Here is a 20,357-nt window from a genome sequence, read left to right as displayed (position 1 = left end):
GAGGCTCCGAATCAGCTGGCGGTCGGGAAGTGCAGGGACGCGTCGGAAGGACCCGAGACGTGCGGCCAGCGGGAGGTGACGACCTTGCCGCGCGTGTAGAAGGAGACGCCCTCGGGCCCGTGGATGTGCTTGTCGCCGAAGAGTGAGTTCTTCCAGCCGCCGAAGGAGTAGTAGGCCATCGGTACCGGGATCGGGACGTTGATGCCGATCATGCCGACGTGGACGCCGCGCTGGAACCGGCGCGCTGCCTCGCCGCTGTTCGTGAAGATCGCCGTGCCGTTGCCGTACGGGTTGCTGTTGATCAGGTCGATCGCCGCGTCGGCGGTGTCGGCGCGCACCACCGACAGCACCGGACCGAAGATCTCCTCGCGGTACACGTCCATCTCGGTGCCGACCTGGTCGAGCACCGTCGGCCCGACGAAGAAGCCGTCCTCGTAGCCGGGCACCCGCAACCCGCGCCCGTCCACCGTCACCTTGGCGCCCTGCCGCTCGCCGCTGTCGATCAGCCCCTCGATGCGCTGCTTCGCGGCCGCCGTGACGACCGGGCCCATCTCGCTGGCCGGGTCGCGGCCCGAGCCGACCACCACGTCGCCGGCCTTGCGCGACACCAGGTCGACCAGCGCGTCGCCGGCCGCGCCCACGGCCACCGCCGCCGAGATCGCCATGCACCGCTCCCCCGCCGAGCCGAACGCCGCCGCGGTCAGGTGCCCGGCCGCGAAGTCGAGGTCGGCGTCGGGCAGCACGATCGCGTGGTTCTTCGCGCCACCGAGCGCCTGCACCCGCTTGCCGTGCGCGTTGGCCTGCTCGTGGATGTAGCGGGCGATCGGCGTGGAGCCGACGAACGAGACCGCCGCCACGTCCGCGTGGTGCAGCAGCGCGTCCACCGCGACCTTGTCGCCGTGCACGACGTTGAAGACGCCGTCCGGCAGCCCGGCCTGCTTGAGCAGCCCGGCGACGAAGGTGGACGCCGACGGGTCGCGCTCGCTCGGCTTGAGCACGAACGTGTTGCCGCAGGCGATCGCCACCGGGTACATCCACATCGGCACCATGGCCGGGAAGTTGAACGGGGTGATGCCCACGCAGACGCCGAGCGGCTCGCGGAAGCTGAACACGTCGACGCCGGTGGACGCCTGGTCCGAGTACGAGCCCTTGAGCAGCTCGGGGATGCCGCAGGCGAACTCGATCACCTCGAGGCCGCGCTGCACCTCGCCGGCCGCGTCGGAGAGCACCTTGCCGTGCTCGTCCGAGATGATCTCGGCGAGCTGCTTGACGTTCGCGTTGACCAGCTCGCGGAAGTTGAACATGATCTTGGTGCGCTTGCTGAGCGACGCCTGGCTCCACGTCTGGAACGCGATGCGGGCCGACGTGACCGCGGCGTCGACGTCCTCGGCGGACCCGAGCACCACCTCGTGCTGCTGCTGCCCGGTGGCCGGGTTGTAGACGTGGCCGCGACGGTCGCCGGACCCGGCGGTGAGCTCGCCGTCGATCCAGTGCTCGATGGTTGACATGCCTTCTCCTAGAGGTATTGCCGCTGGTCGCGCTTCGCGGCGTCGTAGGTGGCCCGCGCCGCCCGGGTGCTGTCCAGAGCCGACACCTCCGGCACGGGCACGTCCCACCACGACTCGGAGGACGGCACCGGCGACAGCGGATCGGTCTCGATGTGCACGACCGTGAGCCGGTCGGCCTCGCGGGCCCGCTTGAGCCCGTCGCGCAGGTCGGCGATCGTGCGGCAGCGGAGGACGTCGGCGCCCAGGCTCTCCGCGTTCGCCGCCAGGTCGACGGGCAGGTGGCCGCCGTCGTAGTCCTGGGACTCGCCGCGGAACCGGTAGCTCGTCCCGAACCGCTGGGACCCCAGCGACTCGGAGAGCGCGCCGATCGAGGCGAACCCGTGATTTTGCACCAGGACGACGACGAGCTTGATGCCCTCGGCGACCGCGGTGACGAGCTCCTGCGCCATCATCAGGTACGAGCCGTCGCCGACCAGCGCGTAGACCTCGCGCGACGGGTCGGCCATCTTGATGCCGAGCGCTCCGGCGATCTCGAAGCCCATGCAGGAGTAGCCGTACTCGACGTGGTACTGCTTCGGGTCGCGCGCCCGCCACAGCAGCTGGAGATCGCCGGGCATGCTGCCGGCCGCCTGCACCACCACGTCCCGCGCTCCGCACGCGTCGTTGACGGCCCCGATCACCTCGCTCTGCGCGGGCAGAGGGCCATGACCCAGGTGGTACGCCCTGTCGACCGCCTCCTGCCACCGGGCCACGTCGGCGCGGTAGTCGACCGGGAACCGCCGACCGTCCAGCGCCGCGAGCAACTCGGAGAGCCCGGCCTGCGCGTCCGCGACGATCGGATAGGCCGACTCCTTGTGCGCGTCGAACGAGGCCACGTTGATGTTGACGAACTTGACCGCCGGGTTCTGGAACGCGGTGCGCGACGCGGTGGTGAAGTCGCTGTACCTCGTGCCCACGCCGATGACCACGTCCGCCTCGCGGGCCAGCCGGTTGGCCACCGGGGTGCCGGTCGCGCCGACGCCGCCGACCGCGTTGGGGTGGTCCCAGCTCAGCGCGCCCTTGCCGGCCTGGGTGTCGGCGACCGGGATGCCGGTCTCACGGGCGAACTGGGCGAGCTCCGGGGACGCCTCGGCGTAGATGACGCCGCCGCCGGCGATGATCAGCGGGCGCTTCGCCTCCCGGATCACCTCGGCCGCGCGCTCCACGATCGCCGGCTCGGCGAGCGGGCGGGGCACGTGCCAGACCCGCTTGGCGAACAGCGCGTCCGGGAAGTCGTACGCCTCGGCCTGCACGTCCTGGGGCAGGCAGAGGGTGACCGCGCCGGTCTCGGCCGGGTCGGTCAGCACCCGCATGGCGGCGAGCAGCGCGGACGGCAGCTGCTCGGGACGCCAGACCCGGTCGAAGAAGCGGGAGAGCGGGCGGAACGCGTCGTTCACCGACACGTCGTAGCTCCGCGGGTCCTCCAGCTCCTGCAGCACCGGGGAGGCGGCCCGGGTCGCGAAGACGTCGGAGGGCAGCAGCAGGACGGGCAGCCGGTTGACCGTGGCGAGCGCGGCACCGGTCAGCATGTTCGTCGAGCCGGGGCCGATCGACGCGGTGCAGGCAAGCGTGGACAGCCGGTTCCTCATCCGGGCGTAGCCGGCGGCGGTGTGCACCATGGCCTGCTCGTTGCGGGCCAGCCGGTACGGAAGATCGGCCTCTCCGGTGCGCTGCGCCTGCAACAGCGCCTGGCCGAGACCGGCGACGTTGCCGTGCCCGAAGATGCCGAGGCAGCCGGCGATCGTGCGCTGCTCGGTGCCGTCGCGCTCGGTCCACTGGTTGGCGAGGAACCGCACCACGGCCTGCCCTACGGTGAGTCTCACAGCCGCGTCCTTTCGGTGTGGGTGGTGAGGGGGAGCCGCGGGTCGACGGGGACGCCGTTCCACGAGCCGCGCACCCAGCCGTGCGCCGGGTCGTCGCGCACGAGCCATTCGCGCTCGCCGGGGCCGGCCATCACGTTGAGGTAGTAGAGGTCGTAGCCGGGCGCGGCCATCGAGGGGCCGTGCCAGCCGTACGGGATCAGCACGACGTCGCCCGTGCGCACCTCGGCGCAGACGTCGATCGGGCGGTCCGGATGCCCGTACACCCGCTGATAGCCGCACCCCGACGTGCCCGCCGGCGACGCCGCGACCTCGAAGTAGTAGATCTCCTCGAGGCTGCTCTCGCCGTCGCCGGCCTCGTCGTGCTTGTGCGGCGGATAGGACGACCAGTTGCCGCCCGGGGTGAGCACCTCGCAGGCGATGAGCCGGTCGGTCTCGAAGACGCCGGGCGTGCAGAAGTTGTTGACCTGACGGCTGGCCTGCCCGGCGCCGCGCAGCTCCACCGGCACGTCCTGGGCGGCGCCGTAGCGGAACGGCAGGCGCTTGGTCGCGCGGGCCGCGGGCAGCGCGAACCGGCCGCCGTTCGGCGCGCGCACGGTGACCGTCGAGTCCCTCGGCACGTACGCGAAGTCGGTGACCCGCGAGAAGACCGAGCGCCGCCCGGTCAGCGTCATCCGCTCGTCGTCGCAGGTCACGTCGCAGCCGCCGGACAGCGGCAGGACAAGCATCTCGTCGGTGCCGGTGGCGAACTTGGCCCGCGAGCCGACGGCCAGGTCGAGCACGCGCAGCCCGCTGTAGCGCCAGCCCGCGTTCTCCGGCGTCACGACCAGGTCGAACGGCTTGTCGGCGGTGCTGCCCCGCCGCATCACGGGATTGACTCGCGCCATCACAACAACCCCACCGCCCGGTCGACCGCGTCGGCCACGCCGCCGCTCGACGGATAGAGCAGCGACCGGCCGATGACCAGGCCCTGCACGGTCGGCAGGCCGAGCGCCTTGCGCCACGCGGCGTACGCGGCCTCCCCCTCTCCGCCGAGGATCAGCGCGGGCAGGGTGGTCGCCGCCATCACCCGTTCCATGTCGTCGACGACCGGGACCTTGAGCCACGTGTACGCCGAGGTCGTGCCCAGCCCGGCGGCGACCGTCATCGCGCGGATCATCGCCTCGGCGGTGAGCTCGTTGCGGACCCGGCCGTCGACCCGGTGCGAGATGAACGGCTCGACCATGGCCATCTTGCGCCGGGCGGCGAGCGCGCCGACCGCGTTGCCGCAGGCCTCCAGCGTGGTGACGGTGCCCGGGTCGGCCGGGTCGATGCGCAGCAGCATCTTGCCGCCCTCGAAGCCGGCGGCCGCGATGCTGCCCGCGTCGTACGCGGTGAACCGGTCGTCGATCTCGAAGCTGGTGCCGGCGAGGCCGCCGCGGTTCATCGACCCGATGACCACCTTGTCGTCGAGCGCGCCGAGCAGCAGCAGATCTTCGAGGATGTCGGGGGTGCCGAGCACGCCGTTGACGCCCGGCCGGGTCAGCGCGGTGCGCAGCCGGTCGAGCAGGTCGGCCCGGTTGGCCATCGCGAGCGGGTCGTCGCCGGCCCGCAGCGCCCCGCGCGCCGGATGGTCGGCCGCGATGATCATCAGCTTGCCGTGCGGGCCGAACAGGCTGGACGGCCGGCGCCGCGAGGAGGCCGCGGCGGCGATGGCCGCGGGGCGACGGGTCCGGATGTCGAGGAGGCCGTCCAGGTCAGGCATGCCGTGCTCCTTCGATGAGGGCGTGCACCTCGCGCTCGGTGGGCATGGCGTCGGCGCAGGACAGTCGCGAGGCGACGATGGCTCCGGCGGCATTGGCGAAGCGCATCGTCGCCTCGAGCTCCCATCCGGCGAGCAGGCCGTGGCAGAGCGCCCCGCCGAAGGCGTCGCCGGCACCGAGGCCGTTGACCACCTCGACCGGGACGGGCGGCACCTCGACCTGCTCGTCCACGCGCGACGCCAGCACCCCGGCGGGGCCCTGCTTGATCACGGCCAGTTCGACGCCGGCGTCGTGCAGCGCGGCGGCCGCCTCCGCGGGTTTCCGGAGACCGACTGCCGTCTCGGCCTCGTCGAGGTTGCCGACGGCGACGGTGGCGTGGGGCAGTGCTTCCTCGTACCACCGGCGGGCCTCCTGCCGGGAGGACCAGAACATCGGGCGATAGTCGAGGTCGAAGACGGTGATGCCGCGCTTGGCGCGATATCTGAGGGCGGTCAGCGTCGCCGTGCGGGACGGCTCCTGGCTCAGGCCCGTGCCGGTCACCCAGAAGATCTCGGCGTCCCGGATCGCCTCGAGATCCAGCTCGGACGGGTGGATCTCGAGGTCGGGCGCCTTGGGGAAGCGGTAGAAGTAGAGCGGGAAGTCGTCCGGCGGATAGATCTCGCAGAACGTCACCGGCGTCGGCAGGGAGGCGACCGGCGTGACGAAGCGGTCGTCCACCCCGAAGCCGCGTAGCGCATCGTGCAAGAACTCACCGAACGGGTCGTCGCCGGTGCGCGTGATGACCGCGGAACGGCGTCCGTAGCGGGCCGCCGCGACGGCCACGTTGGACGCGCTGCCGCCGAGGAACTTGGCGAAGGTGCGCACTTCACGCAGGGAGACACCGACCTGTTCCGGGTACAGGTCGACGCCGATACGTCCCATCGTCAATACCTCGTCCGCGGGCATGCGCACGCCTCCGATTGCGGTCTCCGGCGAATGATCAGATTTCGGGCACGGTGGGGCGTGCCGTGTGCCGTGCTTGGATCCGGCGCGTTGATCAGAATGATTGCCGTCGGTTACCGACCGGCGACGCTAGGTTTGCTGCCTTCGATGTAATAGCTTGGAGCGGTCTACGTCAATACTTTGTCATGACAAACTGATAAGCCGAGCGCCACGCGAGTCGTCGTCCAAGGGGGAAGCAGTGTCATCGGATCTGTCGCCGCCACGAGGCCAGCTACGACCGGTCGAAGTGGACCGGACCAGCCCCGTGCCGCTGTATTTCCAGGTAGCGACCCGTTTGCAGGAGCTGATCGAGAAGGGCGAGATCGGCGTCGGCGCCCGCATCGAGAACGAGGTGGATCTCGCCGAGCGCCTCGGCGTCTCCCGCCCCACCACCCGCCGCGCCATCCAATATCTGGTCGAGCGCGGCATGCTCGTGCGCAAGCGCGGCGTCGGCACCCAGGTGGTGCACCCCAAGGTCCGCCGCCCGGTCGAGCTCTCCAGCCTGTACGACGACCTGGTCGCCGGCGACCGCTCCCCCCGCACGGAGGTGCTGGAGCTGCGCACCATGCCGGCCCCCGACCCGATCGCCGCCGCCCTCGAGGTCGCCCCCGGCACCGAGGTCACGTGGATCGAGCGCCTGCGCTACGCCGGCGGCGAGCCCTTGGCCCTGATGCACAACGCCATCCCCGTCGACGTCCTGCGCCTCACCCCCGAGGACCTCGCCTCGCACGGCCTCTACGAGCTGCTGCGCCGCGCCGGCCTCACCCCGCGCATCGCCACCCAGGTGATCGGCGCCCGCTCCGCCACCGCCGCCGAGGCCCGCATCCTCACCGAGAAACGAGGCGCCTCCCTGCTCACCATGACCCGCACGGCCTGGGACGCGGGCGGGCGCGCCCTCGAATACGGCAGCCACGTCTACCGGGCCAGCCGCTACAGCTTCGAGCTCAACCTCTCCGCCGGCTGACCGCCACCCGCCCTTGCGCGGCAGCCCTCTCGCCATCTAGTCCCCTCGGCTCGAGGAGGGGTGCGCCGCCGGCTGCTGCGCCACGCGTGGCTCGCCTTTCTGCGGCCGGCCGTGAGCTGCGTTTCGGGGCCGGCCGTCAGGGTGCGTGCGGAGGCCACGGGAGCCGGGCGGGCGTGGGCGGCCCGTCGCTCGGCAGGCGGGCTCGCACCTTGGCGGCGCACTCGGTCAGCGCCTGCCGCGGGTCGAGGTCGAGGCTGGCGAGGGCGACGAGCGCGGTGAACGCCACGTCGGCCAGCTCGGCGGCCACCTGGTCGCGGGTGTGGGTGACGCCCTTGCGCGGGTTCTGGCCGAGCAGGCCGATCCAGGCCGCCGCGGCCTCGCCGGCCTCCTCGGTGACCTTGAGGATGCGGCAGGTCAGCTCGAGCGGCATCGTCCCGTTGCTCAGATCGAGCCAGCGCCGCGCCTCGTGCACCGCCGGCCAGATGGTCTCGTCCACGTCTCCCCCGCTTCGCCGCCGACGGCCCAGTAAGGGAGGAACGACTCGTGCGGGATGGGGTGACGGGCACGGGCCTGGTGTGGCCGTGCGTGAGAGAAAGGGCGCCCGGCGGTTGCCCGTACCGGCATCGATCAGGACGATCGTCGCGGTTCGGCCACGATGGACGCGCGCCAGGAAGGATCCGACGACACGTGCAGTCATCCCTTTCCCTGACCGGCGGTATGCCGGGCGAAGCCGCCACCGCGGATCTCAGCGGGCGCTGTGTCGGCAACTCCTACGTCTTGGTCTGTCCCGTGGGGCACGGCGCCACCGGCACCGTGTGGCGCGGGATCGATCGGGCCACGGGCGCCGACGTCGCGGTCAAGCTGTTGCACGAGGGGCTTCTGCGGCAGCCCAAGCTGGTCATCCGGTTCGTGCAGGAACGCACGATCCTGATGATGATGCGCCACGAGAACATCGTGGGGGTCCGCGACCTCTTCAGCGTCGGCGGCTCGCTCGCGCTGGTCATGGACTACGTCTCCGGCGGGAGCCTGCGGCAGTACGTGCGGGCCATGGGCACGCTGGCGCCGGCGGACGCGGCCGACCTGCTCGCCCAGGTGGCGGCCGCGCTCACCCAGGCGCACGAGCTCGGCGTGGTGCACCGCGACGTCAAGCCGGACAACATCCTGCTCCAGGAGAACGACGGCCGTTTCGACGTGCGCCTGACCGACTTCGGCATCGCCCGGGTGCTGGACACCGCCGGGCTCACCACGCCGCAGGCCATCGTCGGCACGCCGCACTACATGGCGCCGGAGGCGATCCAGGGCGAGGCCGAGCCGGCCTCCGACGTGTACGCGGTGGGCGTCGTCCTCTACGAGCTGGTCACCGGCGGCACGCCGTACGCGGGTGAGCCCCTCGCCGTGCTCCGGGGTCATCTCGACGAGCGGCCGGTGTGCCCGCCGGGTGTCGTGCCGCCGGTGTGGGAGCTGATCTCCTGGTGCATGGCGAAGGATCCCGGCAGCCGCCCGACCGCCGCCGAGCTGGGCACCGCCCTGCGGGAGCTGGCCCGGGACACGGCCGGTGTGCCCGCGCTGGCCGGGCAGACGCAGGACTACGGCGGCGACGCCACCGCGCACCTCGGGCTGCGCGCCGTGTCGCACCCGTCGGCGCGTCCCGCTTCCCCGCGCCGGAGGCCGCGCAACGGTCCGCGCACCTGGAAGTGGCGGCGGCCCGGCATGATGGTCGCCCTGATCGGGCTCGCCGCCGCCGTGTCGGGGCTGGGCGGCTTCAACGCCTGGCAGCTGCTCGACTCGCCCGGCTCGGAGCAGGCCGTCGCCGCCCCGCCGGTGATGCCGTCCGCGCAGGCCTCGGGCCGGCCCCAGGCTCAGGCGAGCGGCGCGCGCACGGCGGGGCCCTCGGGCGCGCCCGCGGCCGGCGGGCCGGCGCTCCCCGGGAGCTTGCCGGAGGCCGGCGGAGCACTGGCGGGCGGAGCGGCGATCGGTCCCGGCGCGACGGGCGGCGCGAAGACCGGTGAGATGCAGGGCCGGGTGCGGGCGCCGGGCGTGCAGGTCTCGGCGGGACCGTCCGGCATCGGGGCCTCGGCCGGGCCCGGCCGGGCGGAGGCGCATTTCGGGCCGTGGCACTGCGGCGACGAGTACACGTGGGATCTCGGCCATCCCGTGCTGGTCAAGCCGTGCCATTCGCTGGGCGGCTCGGTGCGGGTGGCCGGTCAGATGGAGGCGATGCCCGGAGTGCAGGCGGACATCTCGATGACGGTGCGCGACGCGGACACCGACGATGTCGTCGCCGGGCCGTACGTCTGCAAGGGAATGATGTTCACCGACTTCGCGCTGCGCCACACCTGCGGGCCGGGCGACCTGCGCCTGCCGCACGGCGAGGGGCGCGTGCTGGTGGCCATGGCGTGGCAGTACACCCAGCGGCCGCTGCTGCCCGGCGGTGTGGCCCGCGGGCCGGTCTTCGACTGGTGAGACGCGGGAGCCCGGCAAGGCTCCCGCGTCTCATCGGCACGGCGTCAGGCCGCGCGCCACATCCGGAAGAACGGCGTGCCGTCGGGCAGGAGCATCTCGAAGGGCTCCATGTCGGCGTAGCCGGTCCGGCGGTACAACCGCACGTTGTTCTGGTTGGTCGCCTCGAGGTAGAACGACACCCCGGCCGGCTCCAGCTCGTCGTGCACCTGCTGCATCAGCTCGCTGCCCAGGCCGTGGTGCTGGTGGTCGGGGTGCACGGCGAGGAACGCGAGGTGCCAGTGCGGGTCGTGCGGGTGGTGCTTCTCGAAGAGCTGGTCGAGCGCGACGAACCGGTCGTGGTAGTCGCCGGCCAGCGCCTTCAGCCGCTCCTCGTAGTTCTCCGGCCCGGGCGACTCCTTGGTGTAGTCGAACCACACCGCGGCCGCCGCCAGCCCCTCGCCGGACGGGTGGTCGATCACGTCGACCCGGCCGTACTCGAAGGCGTTCTCGGTCAGCAGCGTGAAGAAGTCGGCCATCACCCGCAGCCGGTCGTCCAGCGGCGGCACCAGGTACCGGTTGGCGTCCAGGTCGAAGAACGAGTGGCTGATCAGCAGGCCGATCGCCGGGATCTCGTCCTTGCGGGCGGGGCGGATGGGGGCGTAGCTCACTTGTTCTCCTCGTTGCCGGCGAGGGCGGCGGAGAAGCCGCCGCTCCCCTGTGCGGTGGCGCTGCGGGCGCCGAGCCCGATGCCGGCGTAGATCTGGGGACGGCTGGAGCGCAGGATCAGCGCCCAGATGATGCCGGCGGCGAACAGGACGGCGAACGACAGCGGGATGACGAGGGCCGGCGTGCTGCCGGGCTCGACGCCGAGCAGCGTCGCGATGTTGTCGATCGCCAGGTACGACATGATGATCAGCAGGATGGTGCCGAGCACCGGGGCGCCGATGCGGTGCCAGAAGTCCTCGCCCTCGGGGTGCTTGAGGAAGTAGCCGATCACGGCGATCGAGGTGAGCGTGACCAGCAGCAGCACGCCGAGGCCGCCGCCCGTGCCACCCCAGAAGAAGAGGTTGACCAGCGGGTCCCAGCCGTTCACCGCGTAGAGCACGATGACCACCAGGGCGAGCGCCGACTGGGCGAGCGAGCCGTTCTTGGGCGCACCGGTGCCCGGCACGGTCTTGCCGAACGCGCGGGGCAGCACGCCCTCACGGCCGAGCGAGAACATGTACCGCGAGATGATGTTGTGGAACGAGATCATCGCGGCGATCAGCGACGTCAGGAACAGCGCATGCCCGATGTGCAGGGCGGCGCTGCCGAGCTGGTCCGAGGCGACGTTGAAGAACAGGTCGGGACCCTCGTTGGCGGCGCGGCCGACGACGTCGCCACCGGCGGCCGAGATCATCGCCCAGGCCGCGAAGCCGTACAGGACGGCGATGATGGCGACCGAGAGGTAGGTGGCGCGGGCGACCGTGCGGCGCGGGTCGCGCGACTCCTCGGAGAAGACCACGGACTGCTCGAAGCCGACGAAGCCGGTGACCGCCATGACCAGCAGCGCGCCCGAGCCGGCGCCGACCAGCGTGCCCGGGTCGAGCGGGGCCGAGGAGGCGGAGAAGTTGGGCGAGAAGATGTCGGCGAAGCTGAACGCGATCACCACGACGATCTCGGCGACCAGCAGCGTGGCGAGCACCTTGCCGTTGACCGCGACGTCGAGCACGCCGAGGACCGCGGTGAGCGCCCAGCAGATCAGCGCGAGGACCCACCACTTGATGTCGACACCGAACCAGTCGGAGAACAGCGGCGCCGCGATGGCGCCGAAGCCGCCGTACGACGCGACCTGGAACATGTTGTACGCGAGCAGGGCCACCCAGGAGGCGCCGACGCCGAGCGGCCGGGACAGACCCTGGGAGATGTACGCGTAGAAGGCGCCGGCGTTCGCGATGTGGCGCGCCATGGCGACGTAGCCGACCGCGAAGATCGCGAGCACGAGGGCGACGGCGACGAAGGCGATCGAGATGCCGGTCAGGCCGGTGACGGCGAGGCCGGTCGGCACGACGCCGGCGACGACGGTGAGCGGCGCGGCCGCGGACATGACGAAGAAGACGACCGCGGCGACGCCGAGCCGGTCACGGGCCAGAGCGTTGGTCAGCTGGCTCTGATCAGGGGGTTGTGTGGCGGTGGTGGACACGCTGGTCTCCATGAGGGGGTGTTTGAAAGAGGGGGTGGAAGGATCGGGGTTCAGGCGCGGCGGGCCATCACGGCATCGCCCACCGCGGCCTCGGTCTCGCTCACCAGCTCCTGCAGCATCGCGGGGAGGCGGCGCCGGAACTGGTCGAAGAGCTGCTCGCGGCCGCGGGCGTCGAGCGTGACGAAGACGTGCTGGTCGAGGCCGGTGGCGAGGATGAGTCCGGCCAGGACGAGGTCGGGGACGTCGAGCATCTCGCCGCGTCCGATGAAGGTGCGGATGCGGGTGGCGGGCCAGCCGGCGATCATCGAGTCGGTCGGCACGAACGACACCTTGCTGCCGAACAGGCCGCGCTTCTCCTGGCGCTGCACCAGGCCCGCCCGGGACAGGCGGCGCTCGACGAGGTCGACGGCGACGCCGTGGGACAGGAACGAGATCCAGTCGCGGATGGCCCGGTGGTGGCCCTCCCGCAGCAACTGGTCGAGGACGGCAGTGGCCGCCGGGTCTCCGGTGGGGCGGTCGTCGATGATCTGGATCTTGCCGTCGACGAGGTCGAGCCGGCGCCAGAGCACCAGCTCCCCGATCAGGGCGGCGGCCATGCCGAGGCCGAGGGTGGCCGGGGAGAGCAGGCACTTGCCCTTGACCGAGTCGTGAGCGGTGAGAAACAGATCATCGGCGAGGGGTAGCTGCGGCGAAGTCGCCACTGCCGGGCCTCCTCTCCACGCGCGCGCCTAGTCGCGCGGTGACTTGCGGTGAACTTCGCGCGGTGACTACCGAGAGTAGTTTCGGTGGCTCGACGCGAACGTTACGGTGAGCGCCCCCCAGCACGACATCGGGTAGCATGCCAGCGCTCTCACGCTGGCGCAATGTCCTCATGAGACGAATTTTCGGTCCGATGTGCTTTCATCGAGGATGCATGATGCAAGTCGGCTCTCACCAGGCATGCGGCACCCGGCGACGCCAGCCCGTAAAGGGAATTTAACGAACACCAAAGTGGACCTGGACCAAGATCAAGTCCCCGGTTATTTTCGGCACCTGCTCAATAACAGAAAGTCGCCGCTACGCCACGTGAACACCGTGCGTAATGTCGACTTCATTTAGTTGACGCTACAAGTAAGTCGGCGTACCGTGGGATTAGAAAGTTGAAGCTTCAACGGAGGCACCCATGGCCCGCATGCCCGCCCTGTTCCTCAGCCACGGCGCCCCGCCGCTGGTCGACGACGCGCGCTGGGTGAGCCAGCTGCGAGACCTCGCCGCCGGCCTGCCGCGCCCTCGGGCGATCCTGATGGCCTCGGCGCACTGGGAGTCGGCGCCGCTCATGCTCGGCGCGACCGAGCCGGCGCCGCTGGTCTACGACTTCGGCGGCTTCGAGCGGAAGTACTACGAGGTCACCTACCCCGCGCCCGGCGCGCCCGAGCTGGCCACCCGCGTCGAGGGGCTGATGCCCGACACCGAGCGGGTGGCGCGCACCAACCGCGGGCTCGATCACGGTGCGTACGTCCCGTTGACCGTCATGTACCCGGACGCCGACATCCCGGTGCTCCAGATGTCGCTGCCCACCCTCGAACCGGACGCGCTGCTCGAGATCGGCCGCCGGCTCGCTCCGCTGCGTGACGAGGGTGTGCTGATCATCGGCTCCGGCTTCACGACGCACGGGCTGCCGTTCCTGCGCGACTGGCGCCCCGACGCGGCCGCACCCGGCTGGTCGCGCGAGTTCGACGCCTGGGCCGCCGAGGCGCTCGCCCGCGGGGCGGTGGACGAGCTGGCCGCCTTCCGCGACCGCGCGCCCGGCATGCCCTACGCCCACCCCACGATCGAGCACTTCGCGCCGATGTTCCTCACGCTCGGCGCCTCGGACGATCCCGAGCGGGCGCCGGAGCAGCCGATCGACGGCTTCTGGATGGGCCTCGCGAAGCGGTCGTTCCAGGTGGCCTGACAGCGGGGCCACAGGTTCGGTGCGGTAAAAGACCAGGTAGATCCGGCGTTATTCAGGAATCTCCCAGGGTAAGCGGGGACGATTGATCGGCAACCGCCCCGCTTATCGCCCGGAGGTTCCCCTCTCATGCCACTTGAGGTCACCGCGCTCGGCTGGACGTTGACGATCGGCGTCATCGTCGCCCTGCTCGCCCTCGATCTGACATTGGGCGTCCTGCGCCCCCACGCCGTCGGCTTCCGCGAGGCCGCCGGCTGGTCGATCTTCTACATCGCTGTCGCGATCGCCTTCGGGGTGGTGTTCGGCTCGATCGCCGGCTGGGACTTCGGCGCCCAGTACTTCGCCGGCTACATCGTCGAGAAGAGCCTGTCGGTCGACAACCTCTTCGTCTTCGTCATCATCATGAGCACCTTCGCGGTGCCCGACAAATACCAGCAGGAAGTCCTGACCTTCGGCATCATCATCGCGCTGATCCTGCGGGTCATCTTCATCGCGCTGGGCGCGACGCTGCTGTCGCTCTTCTCGTTCATGTTCCTGATCTTCGGGCTGATCCTGATCTTCACGGCGGTGCAGCTGTTCCGCCATCGCGACGAGGATCCGGACGTCGAGGACAACGCGCTGGTCAAGGCCAGCAAGCGGTTCCTGCCGGTCACCGACGACTACATCGGCGGCAAGATGATCACCAAGGTCGACGGCCGCCGCGTCGTCACCCCGATGTTCATCGTGCTGATCGCGATCGGCAGCTCCGACCTGCTGTTCGCGCTCGACTCGATCCCGGCCGTCTTCGGCGTGACCGACGAGGCGTTCATCGTCTTCGTCGCCAACGCCTTCGCGCTGCTGGGCCTGCGTGCGCTCTTCTTCCTCGTGAAGGGCCTGCTCGACCGGCTGGTCTACCTCTCCACGGGCCTGTCGCTGATCCTGGCGTTCATCGGCGCCAAGCTGGTGCTGCACTGGCTCCACAAGGACATCAGCGACGCGGTGCCCGAGGTCTCGACGTCGATCTCGCTCGTCGTCATCCTCGTCATCCTGGCGGTGACCACCGTGGCGAGCCTGCTCAAGACGCGCAAGGACCCGGATGCCAAGGCCCATGCGGGCAGCATCCGGGCCCGTTCAGCGGCGCCGGCCGACGAGGGTCAGCCGAGGTAGCCACCGAGGCCGGCAGTCTGGCGCGCGCCGGACTGCTGGCGGTGGACGTCCTGACGGTAGAGGATCTCGCGGATCTGCTCGGTCTCCTCGGGCGTGTGGCGGCTGATGAGCTCGTCGAGCTCCGCGCGCTCCGCGGTCGTACGGAAGGAAGCCAGCTCGTCGGTGAGCTTGCGGTGGGCGACCCGCATCGTCCGGCGGTTCGCCAGTGCCGTGCGAACGTCGCGAAGCTTGGTCGTGAACTGCATGGCCGTCTCCTTACGGATCGTAATGGCGATAGGCCTCGTCGCCTTCTTCTACAACGATCCAGGAGGCAGGCTTCATACCCAAATCACGCAGGTAAAACGTTCGGTACGGAAGTGACGGTCGCCACCGTGACGCTGTAGCGGCGGTCACTCTCCGTGCCGTATGTGCTGGTCAGACGTTTGACGTGAGGTCCGCCACCGCAGGTAGCCGCGACGACAGCTGCGTGCGGGAGCGGACCCCCAGCTTGCGGTAGACGCGGGTCAGCGTCGCCTCGACGGTCTTGACGCTCAGGAAGAGCCGGCTCGCGATCTCGCGGTTGCTCGCGCCGTCGCGCACGAGGGCCGCGATCCGCAGTTCCGTCGAGGTCAGCCCGAGATCCAGAGGGGCGGAGTTGCTTTCGGTACGGGCGAGCGCGCGCTCGGTCTGCTCCGCCCACGGCTTCGCGTCCGCGGCCAGGAAGATCGCGAGCGCGGCGCCGATGGCCACCCGCGCGGCGGCGTACCGGCGGCGACGGCGCTCGGCGCTGCCCTGCACGAGAAGCGCGTGCGCCTGCTCCAGCGGCTGGTGCAACTGGGCGAAGTGCTGGGCGGCCGCGGCGGACAGCCGTACGGCCGACTCGGCCTGACCGCTCTCGGAGAGCACGACGGCGGTGGCCCGGTCGAGATAGCCGCTGAGCCCCGGATGATCACCGAGCCGGTGCACGGCGGCGCGCGCCTCGGCCAGCATCGCCTCGGCCTCCGCGTGCTCCCCCAGCGCGGCCAGCCCACCGGCCAGGTCACCGTGCCAGCGAACGATCATCGGGTCGGCGCCGCCGGACTCGGCCTCCAGCTCCCGCAGGCGCCGCAGCGCCGCCACACCCGCACGCGCCTGCCCCGCCCGCAACTCGGCCTGCCCGAGCGCGTGCAGGTTGCGCCGCAGATAGAGGGTGTCGCCCTCCTGCTCGGACGCGCGCACCCCCCGGCGGGCGAAGCCGACGGCGGCGGTGAGGCTCCCGCCGGCGAGCTCGGCCACGGCGGCCGTGTACCAGGTGGGCCCCGGGCTGAGGCCGGCGTGTTGCGCGGCGCGGACCGCGCGATGCGCGTACCGCAAAGCCTCCCGGCAGCGCCCCGCCCGCGTGGCCACCTCGGAGAGGCTGCGCAGCACCTCGACCCTCGCCTCGCCGATGCGGTCCTGCTCGGCCACGACGAGCAGCTTGAGCAACTCGTCCCGGGCCTCGCCGAGCCGATCGTCGACCATGGCGAACCGCGCCGCCATGTAGCGCGGCCCGTAGTGCAGCCAGTCCGGCGCCGGAGTCGCGGGCAGCGCGAGCGCCTGCCGCAACGTCTGCGCCCACCGGGGCTCCCCGCGCAGCCGCTGGATCTGCGCGAGGATGCTCAGCGCCATCGCCTCGGTGGTCGGATCGCCGGCCCCGCGCGCGGCGTCCACGGTCCGGCCCGCCTCGGCCTCGGCCGCGTTCGGATCACCGGAGAGGAAGGCGGCCCACGTCAGCCGCAGCCGCACCGGCGCCAGCAACGCCGGATCGTCACCCGCCTCGGCCAGCGCCGCGGCGAACGTCTCCCCCATGTCGGCGAGCCCCTGCCCCGCCAGGTCGAGCAGCACCACCCGCGCCCGCACCCGATGACCGGCCGGCGCCCCCGCCGCGATCACCGCCTCGGCGGCCCGCCCCGCCAGCGCGCCCGCCCCGGCGGTGAGCGCCGCCCGGGCCGCAGCGACAAGCCAGTCGAGCCGCTGAGCGGCATGCGTGTGCGGACACCGCTCCGCGGCGAGCAGATAGAGCTCGGCGGCCCGCTCGGCACACCCGTCGGCGGCCTCGGCAAGCGCCAGCGCCACTTCGGCATCCGGCCGGCCGCTGCACAAAGCCCGATGCCGCAGCGCCTCCACGGGATCGACGGCGGCCGCGGCAAGAGCGGTGTGCACCTCGACCCGCTCCTCGGCGCCGGCCTCCTCGGTCAGCACGCCCGCCAGCAAGGGCGGCGTGAACCGCACAGCCTCACCGTCGAGCCGCACCACCCCCGCCGCGGCGCGCAGCTCCCGCACGGCATCATCGCGCCCCGCCCGCAGCAGAACGGTCACGGTCGGCTCGGTGGCCAGCGCGGCCACCAGAAGCGTGCGCCGCACCTCGTCACCGAGCGCCGCCAGCCGCTCCCGCAGCAGCTCACGCGCGGCCTCGGGCAACGGAGCGGGCCGCCAGGCCGGACCGGGCGCGACGGCGGCGGCCAGTTCCAGGGCGAGGAAGGGGTTGCCGGCGCTGGCCTCATGCATCCGGCTGGCCGTGCGGCAGGGAAGACCGCGAGCCTCCAGCAACTCGGTCAGATCGTCGGCGGACAGCGGGGGCACCGCCAGCTCGTGAACGGGCGCCGGACAGAGCCGGGCCGCCCGGTGCTGATGTCCCGGGCCGGGCTGTTGACGGGCGGCGGGTGCTCGCCGGCCGGCGGCGCTCTCCCGCTGCTGAGACATGGCCGCGTCGTTCCCAGCGGCGCTCTCCCGATGCCTGGTCGCGCCCGCGCGGTTTCCGACGGCGCTCTCCTGCGGTCGGGCGATGTCCGTGTGGTGCCCGGCGGCGTCGGGGCGGCGCTGGGCAGTGATCGCGCGCACGCGCGGGCCCGGGCGACGGCGCATGGCGAAGGCGATCAGCTCCGCCGACTCCGCGTCCAGCCACTGACAGTCGTCCACCACCAGCAGCACGCTCCGGCTGCGGGCCGTGCGCGCCAGCAACAGCGGCAACACCAGCCGCCGGGCCAGCGCGGGACCACCCGCACGCGGCGGCAGCCCCTGCCGCAGCGCGGCGAGAGCAGCACGCTGAGCCGGAGGCAGGCCCGCTGCCGCCTCTCGCGGCAGTTGGCTCACCAGATCCGAGATGCCCGCGTACGCGAGCAGGCGCTCACTACGCACCGGCCGCAACCGCAGCACCAGCTCCCCGCGCCCGGCCGCCGTGGCAGCGACCGCGTCGAGAAGCGCCGTCTTACCGATGCCGGCCGGCCCGTGAAGAGCGACCCCGCCACCCGCGGCCAGCCGCCCCTCGACGGTGCCAAGAAGCTCGGCCCGTCCCCGCAGGGTGGTGGCGTCCGGATGCACCCGCTCACCCCCTCCGGCTCCCAGCTGGCTCTCAGCCTAGGAATACGAAGGACACCCATCAATGGGTTCGCACCTGACAACGTATTGACAATGTCACATCCATACTGGTCAGGACATATTGTCCGCGTGATCTCGCGAATGTGAACCGCCCCGGGCGGCGCGACACCACCCCGCCTCTAGAGCAAGACCGAACGTTCTATCTCTCGGCCCGCCGGACGGCGACGCGGGGCGACCTGGCGGCGTTGCCCTGGCAGCGGCGGCCTGACGGCGACGCGGCGGACGGCGACGCGGCGGACGGCGGCGCGGCGGACGGCGGCGCGACGGAAAGGGCACAGCGGCGAATGCGGAGCGGGGGCGGGACCCTGAGGCGGCGCGGCAGACGGGGCGGGCCGGGCGGTGGGACAGCACCGCCCGGCCCGTAGCCGGTGGGGACGTGGCCTCGCTCCACGGCCCCGCCGACGTCTGGGGGATGGGGACCGGCTACTTCTTCTGGGCGGTCACCGATGTGGCGGTCACCGAGCCGTCGGCGGCCGCGGCGCCCTGGATGGTTACCGACTGGCCGGCCTTGACGTCGGAGAGCTTGCCTGTCGACGACGTGGCCACCTTGGTCTTGCCGTCGGTCTTGACGGTTACGACGGTGCCGTCGGCCTTTTCGACGTAGATGGTGGTGCCGTTCACCAGCTTCACCGTGCCGGTGGTGTCGGCGGCGGCCGCGGTGGTGGCCGTGCCGCCCGGGTTCGCGCCGCCGAAGCCGCCGGCGGGGAGGCCCTCGGCGCCGGCTGCGGGGAAGCCGCCGGCGGCACGGTTGCCGAAGGCCGCCGCCCGGTTGCCTGCCGCGGGAGTGGTGGAGGTGCCCCATTGCTTCTGGGCCTGGAGGCCGCCCACGAAGCCGCCGACCAGCAGCACCACGGCGCCCAGCACGATGGTGCCCCTGTTCCACCAGCGCTTGGGGGCGGCCTTGGCCAGTTCGGCGGCGAAGCCGTCGTCCTCCGGCTCGGGGGACGTGCCGGTGACGGGGAGAACGGCGGTGTCGTCATTGATGGGAGTCACGGGAAGGGTCCTCACTCGTAGCGCAGCGCGTCGATGGGGCGCAGCCTTGCGGCGCGGCTGGCGGGCAGGCCGCCGAAGAACAGTCCGATGGCGATGGAGACGCCCAGGGCGAGGCCGACCGAGCTGGGCACGATCACCGGTTTCACGCCGACGATCTCGAAGTTGCTGCCGATCAGGGCGGCGGCCACGCCCAGGGCGCCGCCGATGACGCTGAGCAGGGTGGCCTCGATCAGGAACTGGGTCAGGATGACGCGGCGCGGGGCGCCCAGGGCCTTGCGGATGCCGATCTCGCGGGTTCGCTCGGTCACCGTCACCAGCATGATGTTCGTGATGCCGATGCCGCCGACCAGGAGGCTGATGGCGGCCACCGCCCCGAGCAGGGTGGTGAACGTGTCAGCGGTCTCCGTCTGCGTCTCGAGCAGCTGCGAGGCGTTCTGGATGCGGTACGGGGTGGTGCTCGAGCCGGTGGTGACGTTCATCTTCTGGTTGAGGATCGTCGAGACCTCGGACTGTACGGCGTCGACCTTGTCGGGATCCTTCGCCTCCACCAGGATCGAGTTGAGCGAGCCGTAGCCGGTCAGCACCTGGCGCACCGCGGTGAGCGGGGCGACCGCGGTGTCGTTGGCGTCCTGGAAGCCGGTCGAGCTCTTCTCCTCGAGCACGCCGATCACCGTGAACAGTGCCCCGCCGACGGTGACCTGCTTGTCGATGGGGTCGACGCCGGGGAAGAGCTCCTCGGCGACGGTCTGGCCGATCACCACGACGCGCCGGCCCTGTGCCTCGTCGTCGGCGGTGAAGGCGGCGCCCTGGCCGACCGGCGTGTTGCTGGCCGCGAACCAGCCGGGGGTGGTGCCGACGAACGAGCTCACGTCGTGGTCGGTGCCCTCGTACGTGACGGTCGACGACGAGCTCACCACCGGCGACACCGACTTCACGTCGGGCGCGAGCACCGGGTCCACCAGCGCGTCGGCCATGTCCTTGGTGAGTGCGGTGCTGCTGGAGCCGCCGCGGCCGGTGCTCATCACCGTGACCGTGTTGGTGCCGAGCGCCTCGATGCGGTCGCTGACCGCCTTGGCGGAGCCGTTGCCGACCGCGACGAGCAGGATCACCGCGGCGACGCCGATGAGGATGCCGAGCATGGTGAGCGCGGACCGCAGCTTGTTCGCGGACAGGCCACGCAGCGCAAAACGTACGACCTCGTAGAAACTCATGACGACACTCCGCTTCGCTCTGTG

General features: G+C 71.6%; 17 protein-coding genes. 4 read left to right on the top strand and 13 right to left on the bottom strand.

Annotated elements, in window-relative coordinates:
• Window positions 1-11: 11 nt before the first annotated feature.
• The 5 genes from Ade02nite_RS26255 to iolC are packed head-to-tail and all read right to left on the bottom strand — an operon-like array spanning window position 12 to window position 6,030.
• A complete protein-coding gene (locus Ade02nite_RS26255) occupies window positions 12-1,508 on the bottom strand; it encodes a CoA-acylating methylmalonate-semialdehyde dehydrogenase (protein ID WP_203769302.1) in 1,497 nt (498 codons plus the stop codon).
• Window positions 1,509-1,516: 8 nt separating this feature from the next.
• Window positions 1,517-3,370: a 3D-(3,5/4)-trihydroxycyclohexane-1,2-dione acylhydrolase (decyclizing) gene (gene iolD / locus Ade02nite_RS26250; RefSeq protein WP_203769300.1), complete on the bottom strand. Its 1,854-nt coding sequence runs from the start codon at window positions 3,368-3,370 to the stop codon at window positions 1,517-1,519.
• The gene (gene iolB, locus Ade02nite_RS26245) at window positions 3,367-4,254 is read right to left on the bottom strand and encodes a 5-deoxy-glucuronate isomerase (RefSeq protein WP_203769298.1); all 888 of its coding nucleotides are present in this window, start codon (window positions 4,252-4,254) and stop codon (window positions 3,367-3,369) included. The genes iolD and iolB overlap by 4 nt, the downstream gene beginning before the upstream one ends.
• Window positions 4,254-5,111: a Cgl0159 family (beta/alpha)8-fold protein gene (locus Ade02nite_RS26240; protein WP_203769290.1), complete on the bottom strand. Its 858-nt coding sequence runs from the start codon at window positions 5,109-5,111 to the stop codon at window positions 4,254-4,256. The genes iolB and Ade02nite_RS26240 overlap by 1 nt, the downstream gene beginning before the upstream one ends.
• Complete coding sequence (gene iolC / locus Ade02nite_RS26235) at window positions 5,104-6,030, bottom strand: 5-dehydro-2-deoxygluconokinase (protein ID WP_239169064.1); 927 nt, start codon at window positions 6,028-6,030, stop codon at window positions 5,104-5,106. Before iolC ends, Ade02nite_RS26240 begins: the two co-directional genes overlap by 8 nt.
• Window positions 6,031-6,337: 307 nt before the next feature.
• Between iolC and Ade02nite_RS26230 the strand changes: the two genes are divergently transcribed.
• The gene (locus Ade02nite_RS26230) at window positions 6,338-7,054 is read left to right on the top strand and encodes a GntR family transcriptional regulator (RefSeq protein ID WP_239169063.1); all 717 of its coding nucleotides are present in this window, start codon (window positions 6,338-6,340) and stop codon (window positions 7,052-7,054) included.
• A 136-nt stretch (window positions 7,055-7,190) separates the two neighbouring features.
• On the opposite strand, the gene Ade02nite_RS26225 is transcribed toward Ade02nite_RS26230, so the two are convergent.
• Window positions 7,191-7,550, bottom strand: a complete 360-nt coding sequence (locus Ade02nite_RS26225; protein WP_203769284.1) for a pyrophosphohydrolase domain-containing protein — start codon at window positions 7,548-7,550, stop codon at window positions 7,191-7,193.
• A gap of 191 nt (window positions 7,551-7,741) precedes the next feature.
• Here Ade02nite_RS26225 and Ade02nite_RS49570 point away from each other — a divergent pair, with 191 nt between their 5' ends.
• Window positions 7,742-9,517, top strand: a complete 1,776-nt coding sequence (locus tag Ade02nite_RS49570) for a serine/threonine-protein kinase (RefSeq protein ID WP_239169062.1) — start codon at window positions 7,742-7,744, stop codon at window positions 9,515-9,517.
• Between the two features lie 44 nt (window positions 9,518-9,561).
• Here the strand turns inward: Ade02nite_RS49570 and Ade02nite_RS26215 are convergent, their stop codons facing one another.
• From Ade02nite_RS26215 to Ade02nite_RS26205, 3 genes are read right to left on the bottom strand one after another with little or no spacing between them, the layout of a single operon-like run.
• Window positions 9,562-10,164 (bottom strand): GNAT family N-acetyltransferase, encoded by a 603-nt coding sequence (locus Ade02nite_RS26215; RefSeq protein ID WP_203769282.1) that lies wholly within the window; start codon window positions 10,162-10,164, stop codon window positions 9,562-9,564.
• The gene (locus Ade02nite_RS26210; protein WP_239169061.1) at window positions 10,161-11,678 is read right to left on the bottom strand and encodes an APC family permease; all 1,518 of its coding nucleotides are present in this window, start codon (window positions 11,676-11,678) and stop codon (window positions 10,161-10,163) included. The genes Ade02nite_RS26215 and Ade02nite_RS26210 overlap by 4 nt, the downstream gene beginning before the upstream one ends.
• A 50-nt stretch (window positions 11,679-11,728) precedes the next feature.
• Window positions 11,729-12,379: a GOLPH3/VPS74 family protein gene (locus Ade02nite_RS26205; protein ID WP_203769271.1), complete on the bottom strand. Its 651-nt coding sequence runs from the start codon at window positions 12,377-12,379 to the stop codon at window positions 11,729-11,731.
• Window positions 12,380-12,840: 461 nt separating this feature from the next.
• Here Ade02nite_RS26205 and Ade02nite_RS26200 point away from each other — a divergent pair, with 461 nt between their 5' ends.
• Entirely contained in the window at window positions 12,841-13,611 is a 771-nt protein-coding gene (locus tag Ade02nite_RS26200) for a dioxygenase family protein (RefSeq protein ID WP_239169060.1), read from the top strand.
• A gap of 126 nt (window positions 13,612-13,737) precedes the next feature.
• Window positions 13,738-14,754, top strand: coding sequence for a TerC family protein (locus Ade02nite_RS26195; RefSeq protein ID WP_203769269.1), 1,017 nt, complete (start codon window positions 13,738-13,740; stop codon window positions 14,752-14,754).
• On the opposite strand, the gene Ade02nite_RS26190 is transcribed toward Ade02nite_RS26195, so the two are convergent.
• The 4 genes from Ade02nite_RS26190 to Ade02nite_RS26175 all read right to left on the bottom strand — a co-directional run bounded on the left by Ade02nite_RS26190 (window position 14,742) and on the right by Ade02nite_RS26175 (window position 20,333).
• Window positions 14,742-14,999, bottom strand: coding sequence for a hypothetical protein (locus Ade02nite_RS26190; RefSeq protein ID WP_203769267.1), 258 nt, complete (start codon window positions 14,997-14,999; stop codon window positions 14,742-14,744). The genes Ade02nite_RS26195 and Ade02nite_RS26190 overlap by 13 nt on opposite strands.
• A 169-nt stretch (window positions 15,000-15,168) precedes the next feature.
• Complete coding sequence (locus Ade02nite_RS26185) at window positions 15,169-18,072, bottom strand: LuxR family transcriptional regulator (protein ID WP_203769265.1); 2,904 nt, start codon at window positions 18,070-18,072, stop codon at window positions 15,169-15,171.
• 480 nt (window positions 18,073-18,552) lie between these two features.
• Complete coding sequence (locus tag Ade02nite_RS26180; RefSeq protein ID WP_203769263.1) at window positions 18,553-19,122, bottom strand: hypothetical protein; 570 nt, start codon at window positions 19,120-19,122, stop codon at window positions 18,553-18,555.
• A gap of 11 nt (window positions 19,123-19,133) precedes the next feature.
• Complete coding sequence (locus tag Ade02nite_RS26175) at window positions 19,134-20,333, bottom strand: ABC transporter permease (protein WP_203769261.1); 1,200 nt, start codon at window positions 20,331-20,333, stop codon at window positions 19,134-19,136.
• Between the last annotated feature and the right edge of the window lie 24 nt (window positions 20,334-20,357).

The organism is Paractinoplanes deccanensis (genome assembly GCF_016862115.1).
GTDB classification, from domain to species: domain Bacteria; phylum Actinomycetota; class Actinomycetes; order Mycobacteriales; family Micromonosporaceae; genus Actinoplanes; species Actinoplanes deccanensis.
Note: the sequence above shows the minus strand (reverse complement) of the source record. Positions and strands in the feature narration are given on the sequence as shown.